The sequence below is a fragment of the Pseudooceanicola pacificus genome (assembly GCF_009789075.1).
Taxonomy (GTDB): domain Bacteria; phylum Pseudomonadota; class Alphaproteobacteria; order Rhodobacterales; family Rhodobacteraceae; genus Pseudooceanicola; species Pseudooceanicola pacificus.
Genome location: NZ_WNXQ01000005.1, coordinates 41,681 through 55,869, shown reverse-complemented (window position 1 = coordinate 55,869; position 14,189 = coordinate 41,681). Strand labels below are relative to the sequence as shown.

General features: G+C 64.7%; 15 protein-coding genes. 4 read left to right on the top strand and 11 right to left on the bottom strand.

Translation table 11 applies throughout. The features are described 5' to 3' along the window. Positions 1-15 precede the first annotated feature (15 nt). From GLS40_RS10330 to GLS40_RS10320, 3 genes are read left to right on the top strand one after another with little or no spacing between them, the layout of a single operon-like run. Positions 16-372, top strand: a complete 357-nt coding sequence (locus GLS40_RS10330; protein ID WP_107978295.1) for a hypothetical protein — start codon at positions 16-18, stop codon at positions 370-372. Between the two features lie 54 nt (positions 373-426). After that, positions 427-645, top strand: coding sequence for a hypothetical protein (locus tag GLS40_RS10325; protein ID WP_076695428.1), 219 nt, complete (start codon positions 427-429; stop codon positions 643-645). An 11-nt stretch (positions 646-656) separates the two neighbouring features. Continuing rightward, positions 657-1,922 (top strand): hypothetical protein, encoded by a 1,266-nt coding sequence (locus tag GLS40_RS10320; protein WP_146178876.1) that lies wholly within the window; start codon positions 657-659, stop codon positions 1,920-1,922. Between the two features lie 496 nt (positions 1,923-2,418). On the opposite strand, the gene GLS40_RS10315 is transcribed toward GLS40_RS10320, so the two are convergent. The 6 genes from GLS40_RS10315 to GLS40_RS10290 all read right to left on the bottom strand — a co-directional run bounded on the left by GLS40_RS10315 (position 2,419) and on the right by GLS40_RS10290 (position 6,999). Continuing rightward, entirely contained in the window at positions 2,419-2,871 is a 453-nt protein-coding gene (locus GLS40_RS10315; protein WP_160382699.1) for a DoxX family protein, read from the bottom strand. Between the two features lie 295 nt (positions 2,872-3,166). Next, positions 3,167-4,432: an RNA polymerase sigma factor gene (locus tag GLS40_RS10310; RefSeq protein WP_160382698.1), complete on the bottom strand. Its 1,266-nt coding sequence runs from the start codon at positions 4,430-4,432 to the stop codon at positions 3,167-3,169. Beyond that, positions 4,416-4,793 (bottom strand): YciI family protein, encoded by a 378-nt coding sequence (locus tag GLS40_RS10305; protein WP_160382697.1) that lies wholly within the window; start codon positions 4,791-4,793, stop codon positions 4,416-4,418. The genes GLS40_RS10310 and GLS40_RS10305 overlap by 17 nt, the downstream gene beginning before the upstream one ends. Before the next feature lie 158 nt (positions 4,794-4,951). Beyond that, positions 4,952-5,362, bottom strand: coding sequence for an SRPBCC family protein (locus GLS40_RS10300; protein WP_160382696.1), 411 nt, complete (start codon positions 5,360-5,362; stop codon positions 4,952-4,954). A gap of 52 nt (positions 5,363-5,414) precedes the next feature. Continuing rightward, positions 5,415-6,311 carry an SRPBCC family protein gene (locus GLS40_RS17970; RefSeq protein WP_235905880.1) on the bottom strand — a complete coding sequence of 299 codons (897 nt, stop codon included), beginning with the start codon at positions 6,309-6,311 and terminating at the stop codon, positions 5,415-5,417. A 31-nt stretch (positions 6,312-6,342) separates the two neighbouring features. Further along, positions 6,343-6,999, bottom strand: a complete 657-nt coding sequence (locus GLS40_RS10290; protein ID WP_160382695.1) for a winged helix-turn-helix transcriptional regulator — start codon at positions 6,997-6,999, stop codon at positions 6,343-6,345. 98 nt (positions 7,000-7,097) lie between these two features. Here GLS40_RS10290 and GLS40_RS10285 point away from each other — a divergent pair, with 98 nt between their 5' ends. Continuing rightward, positions 7,098-7,823 (top strand): DUF1428 domain-containing protein, encoded by a 726-nt coding sequence (locus GLS40_RS10285; protein ID WP_160382694.1) that lies wholly within the window; start codon positions 7,098-7,100, stop codon positions 7,821-7,823. A gap of 246 nt (positions 7,824-8,069) precedes the next feature. On the opposite strand, the gene GLS40_RS10280 is transcribed toward GLS40_RS10285, so the two are convergent. Genes GLS40_RS10280 through GLS40_RS10260 form a run of 5 tightly spaced genes read right to left on the bottom strand, consistent with a single transcriptional unit; the run spans position 8,070 to position 14,170 of the window. After that, a complete protein-coding gene (locus tag GLS40_RS10280; RefSeq protein ID WP_160382693.1) occupies positions 8,070-9,752 on the bottom strand; it encodes an FAD-dependent oxidoreductase in 1,683 nt (560 codons plus the stop codon). A gap of 25 nt (positions 9,753-9,777) precedes the next feature. Next, entirely contained in the window at positions 9,778-10,896 is a 1,119-nt protein-coding gene (locus GLS40_RS10275) for an acyl-CoA dehydrogenase family protein (RefSeq protein WP_160382692.1), read from the bottom strand. 24 nt (positions 10,897-10,920) lie between these two features. After that, the gene (locus GLS40_RS10270; protein WP_160382691.1) at positions 10,921-12,120 is read right to left on the bottom strand and encodes an acyl-CoA dehydrogenase family protein; all 1,200 of its coding nucleotides are present in this window, start codon (positions 12,118-12,120) and stop codon (positions 10,921-10,923) included. Continuing rightward, positions 12,117-13,298 carry a CaiB/BaiF CoA transferase family protein gene (locus GLS40_RS10265; RefSeq protein ID WP_160382690.1) on the bottom strand — a complete coding sequence of 394 codons (1,182 nt, stop codon included), beginning with the start codon at positions 13,296-13,298 and terminating at the stop codon, positions 12,117-12,119. The genes GLS40_RS10270 and GLS40_RS10265 overlap by 4 nt, the downstream gene beginning before the upstream one ends. Beyond that, the gene (locus GLS40_RS10260) at positions 13,295-14,170 is read right to left on the bottom strand and encodes a crotonase/enoyl-CoA hydratase family protein (protein WP_160382689.1); all 876 of its coding nucleotides are present in this window, start codon (positions 14,168-14,170) and stop codon (positions 13,295-13,297) included. The genes GLS40_RS10265 and GLS40_RS10260 overlap by 4 nt, the downstream gene beginning before the upstream one ends. Positions 14,171-14,189: the final 19 nt, after the last annotated feature.

Sequence of the window (14,189 nt, the reverse complement as noted above, 5' to 3'; positions counted from 1 at the left end):
AGTCTCCGCGCAATCATGGCAAAATACGTGCTCGTCCTGGCCCTTCTGGTGCTTGGGGTCGAGCCCGTGATGGCACGGACCGCGGCGCTGGACTGCGTGGCGAGGACCGCCCCCACGGTCGCCGTCATGCAGGGTGTGCACGAGACGCACCGGCTCCACGCCGATCACGCGGCGGAAGAGCAGACAGAGACGTCGGACGCGCAAGCGGCGCCCGGCATATGCTGCATCGGCATGTGCGGTCTTGCCATGAACCTTTTGCCGCATGTGGACCGGACTGAGTCCACCCTCATCATCGCACGGCATCACGGGATGAGTGAGATCGGCGCGAACCTCGTCGATCCCAAAGGCCCGAGGAAATCGCCCAAGGGCTGAGTGTCCCATGCCGGCTCCGCCGGCACGCGCGACACTCATCCCAGGAAGCATTCCATGATATTCCGAATTGCGGCCACGGTGCCGCTTGTTCTGGCCGACTGCGCAACGTTGCCGGACCTTCCCGAGACCGCCGCTCTCATCGAGCCGGCGGTGTCGCTGCAAACCGCCCCGCCGCCGACCCACGCCATCGTCACGCAAAAGTCCCGACGGATCGAGGCACCCGCCGACTGGAGGAGCCTGAACGACGCACAGGGGCCGGGAGGCGGAGCGTGAGGGTGCTGGGCATGACCGTTCTTGCGGTCCCCGCGCTGCTCGCCGCCTGCGCCGACACCGCCACCGTTTCCGAGGCCGCCGGCCCTCGTCCGGGCTTCGTGATGGTGGATACGACCGCGCGCGCAGCTACCGGGTCAAGCCCGACCTGGGCCCAGAGCAGCGCCGAGATCGAGGAGCGCGTCAGGGCGCTGATCCACGGCAAGACGATCGGTCCCGAAACCGCCGTCCAGGTCGCCCTGATCAACAACCGCGCGCTTCAGGCCGCCTTTGCCGATCTCGGCCTTGCCGCGACCGACCTCTGGGAGGTCGCGCTTGGCCCCAACCCGAGCCTCGGCGGCACGATCAGCGGCATCGGCGAGGTCGGGATCGCGCGAAGCGTCGAGGCGGCGGTCGTCGGCTCCCTGCTCGAGCTTGCGACGCGGAACCAGCGGCGCGCCATCGCCCGGACAGTCTCGCGCTCCGAATCGAGCCAGGCGCCCAGGCGATCGAGAGCGATTTCGAGGTGGGAGACGTCGGGCGCAGGCGCGGCGACATGGGTTAGGACGATCGAGTTCATGCGAACCTCCGTAGCGATGTGTCCGGGGCATTCCGCCCGAGGGCCGCGTCGGAAACGACGGCGAGGGTTACCGCTGCGGCCGTCAAGAAGGGGTCGCAAGGTCTTGAATGAGGGGTCCGGGTCTCCGTCTGTCGCTCCGTTCGGAGGGGATTTTGTCCGGCCGCCGGACTGGCGAAGAAGAAAATGCACCCGGCCCGGCGGTTTAGCGTTCCAGCCCGGAAGCGCCGCAGGCCCTCCGTATGGCTTAGAGCATCTGCAGTTCGTCGTGGGCGGAGACGGGCCGGCGCGGCGCCACCTCGTAGACGTCGCGCTCGGGCTCAAGCTCAACCGCGTAGCCGAGGCGCTCCAGGAGATCGCTTGCCTCGGCGCGGACCCGGCGGCGCCGGTCGCGGTCCTCGTCGACCCCGTGAACCACGACGAACGCGATGCGGTTCGGCGGGCCGACATGCGCCTGCGCGTAAATGCGCAGGTGCGGCAGGTCGCGGTTGGCAGCCCGCAAGGCACTCTGGGACCAGCCCAAGCGATCGGGCGGGTATCCTATATGGAGCGCATGTCGCTCCTCTTGCTCCATGCAATGGAGCTTGGCCAGATCGGGCATCGACGAGACCGAGAACCTTTTCCCTCGGTCGGGTCCCGCGCGCGACATGATGTGTCGGCATTTCTCGATCAACGACGATCGCCGACGACGGCCAAATGTTGTTGCTATTTTTCTGCTACTTGACTCTGCGAGGCGTATTATTCAATTAAGATCAATGACCTACGAAGCGTTGCTCCAATCCATCATGGGGGCGACGGACAGACGCGCCGCCGCACGGACGCTGGATATCCCTTGTTTCATTGGCGTGTCCGAGGGCTCGTACATCCCGCGTTTCCGTCGTTTCGGCCGCGTTTCGCGGGTTTTCGTGCGTGCGGGACCACAAATGCAGGCCCGACACCGGATTTGCAGTCCCGGTCTCAGGCTCATAGCAGCCCGCGACCCCTGCTTCAAACCTGGAGACGACAGCGCAAAGACGATAGCACCGGCCATGCGGGTCCGGTTCGCAAGTCGACACGGGGGAAGCCAATCGTCACCCGGGCTGAGACGGTGACGGCACTGTTCACCTTGTCGATATGGCTGTCGGGAAAAGTCGCGGCATGGAAGTCCGCCGGCGTGGGGGCTTCGCCCCGGTCGTGCCACAGGCAGGTTGCGAGACAGGTCATGTCCAGTCCCCCGGTTGTCAGGAATGGGGCGGTTGCACGGTGTCTGTCGCACCGGCACTTGGGCGTTTCGTCTTCCAGTTGATGCGCCAGCCGAGCGCCAGCGTGCTGCCCGGCCCGTGAACGGCGGCGAACAGCAAGCCTGCGATAAAGGTGAAGTGATCGACGAAGAAGCCGAACTCCATCGGGTTTTCCGCCCACCGATCCGGCCCGTGGAACGCAAACCCGAGGAACAGGACATAGGCGGCGGAGATCACCGCCGCCTCGCTGAAGACCGCGCCGGTGAAAAGCGCCAGAGCCAGGCCGAGTTCGAAGAAGGCAGCCACCCAGGCGAAGACCAGCGGAGCCGGAAAATTGATCGAGGCGATGTAACCCGTTGTCGCGCCCATATCCGCGAACTTGAAACAGGCCGCCATGAGGAATGCTCCGCCAAATATCAGGCGCGCGATGAGAATTGCCGTTGTTTTTGCCATTCTGGTAATCCCTGGTTGTTTGCCCTGCCGGGCCTTGTGTCCCAAGGACGCACGAGATCGTCGCGTCACGACATGCGGGGGAAACTTTTTTCGGATCCATCGGCGCGGATACGCGAGCTGCAGGGCAGCGCCCTTGGTCGCGGGCTCATCATATTGTGAGGTGAGCGCCTCATGGGCACGGTCCAGTGCCTCGGCAGGCCATTGGCCGTGGTCATGGCGGAGGACGCCGCTGCGAATGTGACCGCTTCCGACCGATTGATGCGCGCCCGGACGTCGGCCGCACGCGACGGAGCGCTTACGATCCGCCCGTATCGCGCTCCCCTTCGAACCGATCCAGGTGCTGGCGGATATGCGCGGCTTCGGCGGGCGTGTTGGCAAGGGCGATGGCGCGGCCAAAGGCGGCGCGGGCCTCGTCATGGCGCCCCAGCCGTTCCAGCAGATTGCCACGCACCCCGTGGAAGTAGAAATAGCCGTCCAGCGGTTCGGACAGGGGCGCGATCATGGCAAGCGCCGCCTCGGCGCCGTGAAGCTTCCAGACGGCGACGGACCGGTTGAGCGTGACGACCGGCGACGGGGTGTGACGTTCGAGGGCGCCGTAAAGTGCGTCTATGCCCGCCCAGTCGGTGTCCTGCGGCCGTTCGGCACGCGCGTGGAGTGCGGCGATCGCCGCCTGGATCTGATACGGGCCGGGCCGGCGGTGCAGCATGGCCTTGTCGATCATCGCCAGCGCCTCGGCAATCTGTCCGTGGTTCCACAGCCTTCGGTCCTGGTCGTCCAGCAGGATCGGGGCCCCCGTTTCGTCGAACCGCGCCTTCTGTCGGGAGTGCTGGAGCAGCATCAGCGCCAGCAGCCCCATCATGTCCGGTTCGGCCGGAAACAGCCGCAGCATCAAGCGAGACAGGCGGATCGCCTCGTCGCAGAGCTTTGCCCGCTCGGATTTCGGGTTGGCATCGGTATAGCCCTCGTTGAAGACAAGATAGATCATCGCGGCCACCACCGCGAAACGGTCTGCCCGCTCGACCGGGCCGGGCGTCTCGAACGGGATATCTGCCTTGGCGATGCGGGCCTTGGCACGGGTAATCCGCTGTTCCATCGCCCGTTCGCCGACCAAAAAGGCCGCCGCGATACGGGGAACCGACAGCCCCGAGACAACCCTGAGCGCCAGCGCGATCTGCTGGGTGGCGGGCAGATCGGGATGGCAGCAGACGAAGAGAAGCCGAAGGATATCGTCGCGATAATCGGCGGTATCCAGGCGCTCGGCCATGTCCGGTTCGGTGTCCTCGCGATCGGAAAACACCTCTTCGTCGGGCAGCGCGGTCAGCCGCGCCTGTTTGCGCTTGTGGTCGATGGCGGCGTTGCGACCGACCATGATCAGCCAGCTAGCCGCGTCACGCGGCGGACCGTTCTTCGGCCAGGATCTGAGCGCCCTCAGGCAGGCCTCCTGAAACGCTTCCTCGGCCAGGTCGAGGTCGCGGAAATAGCGCAACAACGCAGCCACCGCCTGTGGCCGCGCGCCGACGAGACGCGCCTCGATCCAGTCCGCTTCAGGGGGTTGGGGCATCTTCTATGGCCTCTCCATTCGGATAGTAGAGCGCGATTGGCCGCAACTCGTAGGCGCCGCCTGGGTTTGCCTCGGCCATCTCGCGCGCGATCTGGACCGCCAGCTCGTAGCTCTCCACATTGACGACGTAGAAGCCGAGCAGTTGCTCCTTGGTTTCGGCGAACGGCCCGTCGGTGACGATGTTCTCGGACTTGCGCAGGGTGGTCGCCGCGGTTGTCGGCATCAGCCTGACGATGGGCTCAAAGCTTTTCGCCCATTTGCGGTTGACCGCCTTGAGGTTCTCGATCACCTCGGCGTCCTCTTCCTCGGTCCAGGAAGAGGTGACTTCCTCGCTGTGGTAGCAAAGTATCGTGTAGCGCATCTTTCGGGATCTCCATTCAAACGACCGCGCTACCTTGCATCAACCGACACGAAACGAGAACATCAGGCGCTTTCACGGTATCGCTCCGGTGCGGCCAGGACCGTGGTCCAAGACTCCGGTCCTGGCCGCTCTGGCGGTGTCCGCAGGCGAGGCCCGCCTCACGACTCCACGTGACGCTTGAAACTGTCGAGGATGGCTCCCCAGCCGGCGCGTTGGTCCTCCACCGAATTTTCGGTCTCGGCATCGAATGTCACGCGAACCCGGATTCCGGCGCTGTCCGGCAGGAACTCGACCTTCGCATGGCGGTCGCCGAACTCGTACTCGATAAGCTGATGTTCCACGATCCTGGTGTAGGTCCCGGCAAAGTCGAACCCCATGCTGCCGTCCCTGGCCTCCATCCGAGAGCTGAACGCGCCACCTTCGCGCAGGTCGACCGTTGCAGCCGGCGTATGCCAGTCTTCCGATGCCGAGTTCCACTGCATGATGTCTTCGGGGGTGGTGTAGGCGTCCCAGACCGTCGCGATGGGTGCGGCGACGGTGGTTTCGACGGTGATCGGTTGAGTCGTCATCCGATGATTTCCTTTGACTTGATTGCGGTGCAACGAGGCGGGGGTGCCCGCCTTACTGGTTGATCTCGGGCTCCACGAGCTTTGCCAACTTGCGCAGGCTTTCCTGCCAGCCGAGGTAGCAGGCCTCCAGCGGGATCACGTCCGGAACGCCTTCCTGCACGATGGACATTTCCGTGCCGACCGAGACGGCTTTCAGCTCGACGGTGACTGTCATCTCGCCGGGCAGATTGGGGTCGTCGAAACGGTCGGTGTAGACAAGCCGCCGGCCGGGGACGAGTTCCTTGTACTCGCCGCCGAAGGAATGGCCGTTGCCGGTGGTGAAGTTGCGGAACGACATCCGATGCTTGCCGCCCACCTCGGGCTCAAGCTCATGGACGGTGCACAGGAAGCCGAAGGGCGGCAGCCAACTGGCCACGGCGTCGGGTTCGAGAAACGCCCGATAGACTTTCTCGGGCTTGGTGGCGATGACGCGGTGCAGGCGGACAGTGTTGGGCAAGGCGGTTCTCCTTTCGGGCCGGTTTGTCGTCTGGTTGCTTCCGAAGCGAACAGTATGTCCTGCCGCTCTGTCATTAAGACGGTCGAGTGAACCCTGTCCCGACATCGCAGGAAAAATTTTTTGATGTCCGCCGGACCGCCGTGCCGGCCGCCGGGTTCTGGCCGCCGGGTTCTGGCCGGGTTCCGCCTGACCCCGACGGCACTGTGCCAGCTGAAACGACCGACCCGGGAACCAGCGGATAGCAGTCAAGGTGGCGGGCGCCGCCCGGGCCATCAGCGCCCTGGCCCACGCGCTGCGTCCTGTGACCCGGACCTTTGCGCCGCGCTCCCGGATCACATCCTCGCTGAAATTTTCGGGGTTCGCCTTGCCGCTCTCCGGGGCAATCGCGATCTCCTGAACGAATGCGTTCTTGGGAGGGTGTCCACACTCTCTGCTGCGGCGGATTTCGGTCATCGACGCCTCCCTGAAAGCCGCGCGGCAGCGATCAATTCTGCGGCGCGAGCCGAAACAGCGACAGGAACCTTGCGGCTGCCGCAATATCGCCTTCGGCATCGACCACGCCCTTGGACATCAGCGCCGGCAGAGGCGTCGCGCCATAGACCGCTGCCGCAAGCGTGTTGCCATTTCCCCTGAGCACAAAAGGCGCATCGGGTTTGCTGACCGAAGTCGTTTGCAGACGTCCCTCTGCCAGGTGCATCTCGAAGGCTTCACGACCGAAGTCGAACCCGGCCAGTGCGTCTTGTCCCCGGGCCAGATCCGCAACCAGATTGACCCCCATCGAGATCAGCAGAGCCGAGGGGCTGATGAAGCGTGACGGATCGTGGCCGGGCACGGTCAGCGCCCAACGGCAAAGCGCTTCGAGAACCGGAAGAAGGCCCCGCCCGGCCCCGGTCAGCGTGTAGATGCCGAGCCGCTCGTCGTGGTCGATCACGCCGACCTGCGCAAGTTGCGTCAGACGGCCGGTCAGCACGCTCGCCGTGATGCCCGGCAGGCCGGCACGGATCATCTGAAAGCGCTTGGGTGCGAACATCAGTTCGCGCACGACCAGCAGCGCCCAGCGGTCCCCGATCAGGTTCAGCGCATGGGCCGCAAGGCAACCTTCGTCATAGCGGATGCGAAGGTCTTTGGCTCGATTGGTCATCTTTTAATATCGTCCGTTGTTTTTTCATACTACCTCTGGCAAGCTGAACCGACAAGCGGAGATTCACCGCACCGATTCCGATGCAAGGGAGATGTGACATGACCTATCTGACGGGTGTCGTTGCGGCCGTGCCGACCGCCAACAAGGAGAAATACGCAGCCCACATCGCTGCTGTCTGGCCGCTGTTCAAATCCTACGGCGCCACCCGGATGGTCGAAACCTGGGGCGTGGATGTGCCCAAGGGCAAAGTCACGGATTTCTATGGCGCGGTGGAGGCCCGGGAAGACGAAGCCATCGTGTTCTCCTGGATCGAATGGCCCGACAAGACGACGGCGGACGCCTCCTGGCAGACCATGCAGGACGACGCGGCAATGAAAGCTATGCCGGAGATGCCGTTTGATGGCCGCCGCATGATCTACGGCGGGTTCGCCCCGATCTACGAGTCCGGAACGCACAACGGCGCCGGATATTATCAGGGTTTCGTGCTCGCCGTGCCGGAGAAGAACAGGGAACCCTACGTGCAAATGGCCGATGAGGGCTGGAAGATGTTCGAGAAGGGCGGCGCCATCGGCATGGTCGAGGGATGGGGCGCAGACGTTCCCCGCGGCGAGGTCACGGATTTCTACCGCGCCACCAAGGCGCAAGACGGCGAAGTCGCGATGTTCAGCTGGGTGGCCTGGCCCGACCGCACCACTTGCGATACCGCCGCCAAGGCAATGGAGGCCGAGTTTGGCGATATGGACATGTCCCAGATGCCGTTCGACGGAATGCGGATGATGTGGGCGGGCTTTGAGCCCCTGTTCGATTCCGACAGGGCCGCTTGATCGCCGCGCGCCCCGCAGGCACCGAAAACGCGGCTTCGAGAACGGCCGCCCGACGCAAGAGCCCTCTGTACGCCACGGCTAACCGTCCCGCTGACTGGCGGGACGCGTCAATGCGTTGAAAGGCCGAACCATTGGCACGCCGGCAACGCTGCACTGCCGCTGCGGCGGGGTCGAGATGGCGGCCAAAGGGGCCTGCGACCCTCCGCTTACCAGGGGCAGAAAGGCGCGCCGCGTCAACGCTCGCGGCTACATCTGCAGGATGTGTTCCGCCGTGACGAAGGCGAACGTCATGATCGGGCCCAAGGTGATTCCTGCTCCGGGATAAGCGCCGCCCATGACGCTGGCCCTGTCGTTGCCGACTGCGAAGAGGCCAGGCACCGGGGCATCGTCTTGCCCCAATACCTCGCCGGTCACGCTGGTCTTCAGGCCTTCGAAGGTGCCGAGCTCACCCAAGGTGAGGCGAAGGGCGTAGAAAGGACCGCGGTCTATCGGCGCCACGCAGGGGTTGGGTCGGTGGTCCGGGTCCCCCAAATATCTGTTGAACGCCGTCGTGCCGCGGCCGAACTCGGGGTCCTCCCCTTTGCGCGCCCCTTCGTTGAAGCGCGCCACCGTACGTTCGAGGCCATCGGGGTCGATGCCGCAGTGCTCCGCCAGTTCCTTGAGGTCGCGGCCTCTCTGAATGTACCCCTTCCGAAGCGGTCCGGCCAGCGGCACAGGCGCGGGCTTGGCGTGTCCGAGGCCGTACTTCCGTATGGTCCGGTGATCGCAGACCAGCCACATTTCCGGCGCGCGGTCCGCCGGCGCCGCCGCGGCCATCGCCGCTCCGACATCGTGATACGAGGCGGATTCGTTTGTGAAGCGTCGTCCGTCCCGCAGGACGCCGATCATGCCCGGCTTGTAGCGATCCAGCAGATGAGGGAAGGCCTCGGTCCGGCCATCGGCGTAGCGCACCTCCGAGACGGGCATCCATGCCGCGGGGTTGGCAAGCGGCGCACAGAGCGCGCCGCCCACGGCCTCGGCCAGGTCCAGACCGTCGCCCGTGTTTTCGGCGGGAACGGGCGAGAGGTGGTCTTCAATGCCATTCTTGTGCGCATACCGGTCGGCCGTGCGCCTGCGATCGCGAGCAAAGCCGCCGGTTGCCAGGACCACGCCCCGGGAGGCGGAGACTTCCCGGCCATCCTCCAGCGCCGCGCCGGTGATGCGTCCGTCGCGTGTCGTCAGGCGCTGGACCGACACACCGCAAAGGATCGGGATCTCCAGGTCCAGTGCCGATTTCGCAAGCCGGGCGGCCAGCGCGTTGCCGCTGGTGACTTGTGTCGCCCGGCCCCGCCTTGCCAGTTCGACCATGTGGCTCGCCAGCCTGCGGGTCACGTAACCCGCCGATTTCAGCGACTTCGTCGCGTTGAAGAAATGCCGGATATCCGCATTGGACGAATTGAACATCATCCCCATGAAGGTGATGGTCTCCAGAGGCGGCCTGAGATCCTTCATCCGGTCGCCAAGTCGGGTGATGTCGTAGGGCGCGGCGAGAATGGAGCGCCCCACATCCACCCCGCCGGGCCTGTCGGGATGGTAGTCGGGATAGAGCGTCGGCACGAACCTGACCTCCGTGTGCCGCTCCAGGAAGTCGACCATCTTCGGACCTTGCTCCAGGAACAGGTCCACGGCCTCGCCGTCGAAATGGTTCCCCGCTTCCTCAGCGATGTATTGGCGCGCCGAGCGGCGGCTCTCCTCGCCCCCTGGATCGTAGGTGCTGCCCGGAATCCACAGCACTCCGCCCGACCGGGCGGTCGTGCCGCCGAACGTCTCGGCCTTCTCCAGCACGACAACGTTCAGCCCACCCAGTTTCGCCCTGATCGCGGCTGTCAGCCCTCCGGCTCCCGATCCGATGACGACCAGATCGTAATGAGATGCCCCAAGTGACGGCATGATTTCCCCCTTCTCTCCGGCGCGCTCAGTAACCTGTGAGAGCAGCGACGCGGGTGACGTGATAGTGCGCGTTGCCAAGCAGGTGGTCGGCAACGCGCGCCCGTTTGAGGAAGAGCCCGATGTCGAGGTCGTCGGTGATGCCCATCCCGCCATGCATCTGGACGGCTTCCTCGGACGCGCCAAGCGCCGCCTCCCCCGCCTTGGCCTTGGCGACCGAGACCATAAGTTCGGCGTTCTCGGCACCCTCATCCACCGCGCGTGCGGCTTTCAGAACTGCTGCGCGCGCCTGTTCGATTTCGGCGAACTGCAAGGCCGCGCGGTGCTGAAGGGCCTGAAAACTGCCAATCGGGCGCCCAAACTGGTGACGCTCCTTGAGGTACGCGATGGTCCGCGACAGCACCTCGTCGGCCAGGCCGATCAGCTCGGCCGCCACCACGATCCGCCCGGCGGCGAGCACGGCGTCAAGGATGTCCCTGCCCTTTCCGGGGTCGGACAGAAGCTGCATCTGGTTCAGCTGGACGTCCTCGAACTTCAGTGCGGCAGAGTTGTGTGCATCCATCATCCACTGACGTCTGACTGTCACGCCCGGCGTATCCCTGGCCACGGCCGCAACCGTCATCTCGCCATCAAGGAGCCCGGTCACAAGAACGGTTTCCGCGATATGGCCGTCCACCACGAAGGTTTTGGTGCCGTTTGCCGTAACCGTTGCCCCGGACCGGGCGAAGCCGAGTCCCGGCATCCTTGGGTCATGATGCGGCCCGGTGTCGACGGCACAGGCCATGACGATGCGGCCCAATGCGATTTCGGGCAGGAAGCGCCGCATAAGGTGCGTGTTGCCCGATACCACGAGGGCCGTGGTCGCCATCACCGAAGTCGACAAGAAGGGGGACGGCGTGAGCGTGTGGCCGTATTCTTCGGCCACGATGGTCGCATCGAACAGAGACAAGCCAAGTCCACCGAATTCTTCCGGCACGAGAACTCCGGCGAAACCAAGCTCGCCGAACGTCTTCCAAAGCGCGGGCGAGATGCCGTCGCTGCTCCGGGCATTGCGCAGCGCTCTGAGGTGCGAGACCGGGGTTTCGGACGTGAGAAGTTGCCGAAGGTTGTCCCGGATCATCCGCTGTTCGTCATTGAAATTGAGCATGTTAACTTTCCAGGGTGCAACGCGTCAGAGGTTCGGAAGGCCAAGGACGCGCTTGGACAGGATGTTAAGCTGGATCTCGGTCGAGCCGCCTTCGATGGAATTGGCCTTGGCACGCAGCCACAGCCTTGCCGCGTCGCTGACCGGCGCATCCCATTCGAAGTAATCCGAGCCGCCGATTTCCAGCATGAGCGAGGTCCGAAGCTGGTTCAGCCTGGCGTAGTGGATCTTGAGAACCGAGGCATGGGCCGCCGTCGATTCACCTGCGGCGGCGAGGTCGCCCGCCCTTTCGGACAGGGCGGAGAAGGCCCAGGCCGACGCCTCGTAGGCGGCGATGCGCTCTCTTAGCGACGTGTCCAGCAGGCTGGCATCGCTCTCGTGCCCGGGACCTTCGCGCTGGCGATCCAACGCGGTCAGGCCGATCGACCGTTCTGCCATAAAGTTGCGCGCGGTCGAGATCGAATTGCGTTCGTTCGAAAGCAGTATCTTCGACACGTTCCAGCCGTCGTTGACCTCGCCGAGCACGTTTTCCTTCGGGACCTTCACGTCGGTAAGGAAAGTCTCGCAGAATGCCGACTTGCCCGAGATGAGTTCGATTGGGCGCACGTCGACACCCGGCGAGTCCATATCCAACAGGACAAATGTAATGCCCGCATGTTTCGGGGTATCGGGCCCCGTGCGCACGAGGGCGAACATCCAGTCCGACAGGTGCGCATGGCTGGTCCAAATCTTCTGTCCGTTGATGACGAAATGGTCGCCTTCGTCCCGGGCGCGGGTGCGCACCGAAGCGAGATCGCTGCCCGCATTGGGTTCGGAATAGCCCTGGCACCAGCGGGTTTCACCGCGTGCGATCGGGGGGAGGAACCGCGCCTTCTGAGCATCGGTGCCGATGGCCAGGATTGTGGGGCCCAGAAGGCCGAGCGCCTGACTCACCCGTTCCAGCGGGGGCCTGCAATTCAGCGCGTCCATCTCTTCCCGCAGGATCTTGGCCTCGGCGTGGCTTAGGCCGCCACCACCGTATTCCCTGGGCCACGTCGGAGCCGTCCAGCCGCGGTCGGCCATGCGCTCAAGCCACAGGCGCTGCGCGTCTGAGTGGAACGTCCATTTCCGACCGCCCCAGCAGCGTTCCTCCTCGACAATCGGAAGCCGCATCTCTGGCGGGCAGTTCTGTTCCAGCCAGGCGCGCGTTTCGGCCCGGAAATCCCGCACGGAAGCGTCGTCCTTCATGCCGTTTCCTCCTGTCCGAGCCATTCACCGAGAACCACATCGTTGTGTTCGCCGACGGCGGGCGTCGCACCGCGGATCGACAGCGGAGTCCCGGACATCTGAATCGTGACTCCCTGAACATGGAATGTGCCGACGCGGGGGTCCTCGATCTCGGCGATCTGTCCGCGATGCCTGAGCTGCGGGTTCGTCGCCACCTCCGAGATCGTTGCCACCTTGCCGCAGGGCACCTGGGCGGATTGCAAGGCGCCAACGACGTGCTCGGTCGTGTGCGCCTCGGACCAGGAGCGGACCAGCGCCTCGCTTTCGTCCCAGTTGTCGCGCCGGTCCTTGACCGTTGCAAACTTGGGGTTCTCGATAAGCTCCGGCCGCTCCATCGCGCGCAAGAGGCGCGGGAAGTACTCGGCTCCACCGCACACGATGTACACCCAGTCACCGTCCTGTGTTCGATAGACATTCGTCGGCGCCGAGTAGCGGTCGCGGTTGCCGGTCCGACGGGACCGTGTCCCGAGTGCATGGAACTCCGGGATCGCCGAAACCAGAAGTGAGGCCGCGGTATCGAGCAGCGAGATGTCGACCACCTGCCCCTGCCCCGTGCGATCGCGCACCCTGAGCGCCGCGAGGATTCCCATCGTGGCGTACATGCCTGCCGCGTAGTCGCAGACGAAGGTGCCGCAAACCGTCGGGGGACCGTCCGGATCTCCGGTCAAATCCATGAGCCCGCCAAGCGCCTGCGCGATACCGTCGAACGCCGGCAAGTGCGCCCAGGGGCCATCCTGTCCGAACCCCGAAATCCGCGCGACGATCAAGCGCGGGTTGATCTCCTTGAGGCGATCGGGGCCGAGCCCCATCTTTTCCAGGGTTCCGGGGCGAAAATTCTCGACAAGAACATCGGCCTTGGCCACCAGACCGGACAGAATCTCCAGGTCGTCCGCATCGCGCGGTTCCAGCGCCACGCTGCGCTTGTTGCGGTTGAAAACCAGCGAGTAGGCGCTGGCATCGCCGATCTTGGGCTGGTAGCCGCGTGCGGGGTCCCCGAGGCCGGGTTTTTCGACCTTCACGACATCGGCCCCCATGTCGCCCAGGATCATGCTGCAATAGGGCCCGGCGATGAAACGCGACAGGTCCAGCACCTTCAGACCCGTCATCGGTCCCTGAGCGAAGTCTTCCAAACCCGTCATCGCGACACCTTCACGATCCCGTCCCCGAAAGGCGCGTCGCGCTTGCGCGAGGCGTCGCGGAATCCCAGTGACTTCACGTCCTCGTCAAACAGCGCCTTTGCCCGTGTGAGGTGGGCGCGGGCATCCATCTCTGCCGCCATGCGCTGGATCGTGTTGGCACCCATCACCTCGAGCGCGATGTTGACGATCCGCTTGTTGGTGGTCAGCAACTCGGGGTCGATGGTGGCCATCGAGACCGCCATGTCGCGAACGGCCCCGTCCAGTTCATGGTCTGGGAAAGCTTCGATCGCCAGCCCGATCTTGGGCGCATCGCGGCCGGTGACGACACCGCCAGTCAGAAGCAAACGCTTCGCCCATTGCGGGCCGACGTGGTAGATCCACATATGGTTCGGCGGCGACCCCATGGCCCGGGTCGCGGGAAACCCGATGCGCGCGGACTCTGCGGCCACGACGAGGTCGCAGTAGAGGGCCAGGTCGGTGCCGCCGGCCACGCAGTTGCCATGGACCTTGGCGATCACCGGCTTGTGGAGCGCGAAGGGCGTGCGGAGCAACTCCTGGTTGCGTTCCAGTTTCCAGGCATCGTCGTCCAGGCTGCTGTTGCCGGACCGGTAGGGGGAGGTCCCGTCCTCAGCCGCGTAGTTTGCATAGGCCGTCTTCATGTCGTAGCCGGCACAGAAATCCTTCCCCGCGCCCTCGACCACGACAACGCTCACGGATTTCAGGTCATCCGCTTCCAGCAGCGCGTTGCGGTATTCGCTCAGCAGCTCCGAACACAGTGCGTTGCGCCGATCGGGCTTGTTCAGCCGCACCGTGGCGACCCCTTCTGAGACATCGAAATCGATGAACTGTGCCGACTTTATCCATTTGGCCAAAACAAAGGTCTCCTCTCGG

Bases quoted from the DNA above. Each gene is read 5' to 3' on its own strand.
- GLS40_RS10330 (WP_107978295.1), top strand. From the start codon at position 16: ATGGCAAAATACGTGCTCGTCCTGGCCCTTCTGGTGCTTGGGGTCGAG.
- GLS40_RS10325 (WP_076695428.1), top strand. From the start codon at position 427: ATGATATTCCGAATTGCGGCCACGGTGCCGCTTGTTCTGGCCGACTGC.
- GLS40_RS10320 (WP_146178876.1), top strand. From the start codon at position 657: ATGACCGTTCTTGCGGTCCCCGCGCTGCTCGCCGCCTGCGCCGACACC.
- GLS40_RS10315 (WP_160382699.1), bottom strand. From the start codon at position 2,871: ATGGCAAAAACAACGGCAATTCTCATCGCGCGCCTGATATTTGGCGGA.
- GLS40_RS10310 (WP_160382698.1), bottom strand. From the start codon at position 4,432: ATGCCCCAACCCCCTGAAGCGGACTGGATCGAGGCGCGTCTCGTCGGC.
- GLS40_RS10305 (WP_160382697.1), bottom strand. From the start codon at position 4,793: ATGCGCTACACGATACTTTGCTACCACAGCGAGGAAGTCACCTCTTCC.
- GLS40_RS10300 (WP_160382696.1), bottom strand. From the start codon at position 5,362: ATGACGACTCAACCGATCACCGTCGAAACCACCGTCGCCGCACCCATC.
- GLS40_RS17970 (WP_235905880.1), bottom strand. From the start codon at position 6,311: ATGACCGAAATCCGCCGCAGCAGAGAGTGTGGACACCCTCCCAAGAAC.
- GLS40_RS10290 (WP_160382695.1), bottom strand. From the start codon at position 6,999: ATGACCAATCGAGCCAAAGACCTTCGCATCCGCTATGACGAAGGTTGC.
- GLS40_RS10285 (WP_160382694.1), top strand. From the start codon at position 7,098: ATGACCTATCTGACGGGTGTCGTTGCGGCCGTGCCGACCGCCAACAAG.
- GLS40_RS10280 (WP_160382693.1), bottom strand. From the start codon at position 9,752: ATGCCGTCACTTGGGGCATCTCATTACGATCTGGTCGTCATCGGATCG.
- GLS40_RS10275 (WP_160382692.1), bottom strand. From the start codon at position 10,896: ATGCTCAATTTCAATGACGAACAGCGGATGATCCGGGACAACCTTCGG.
- GLS40_RS10270 (WP_160382691.1), bottom strand. From the start codon at position 12,120: ATGAAGGACGACGCTTCCGTGCGGGATTTCCGGGCCGAAACGCGCGCC.
- GLS40_RS10265 (WP_160382690.1), bottom strand. From the start codon at position 13,298: ATGACGGGTTTGGAAGACTTCGCTCAGGGACCGATGACGGGTCTGAAG.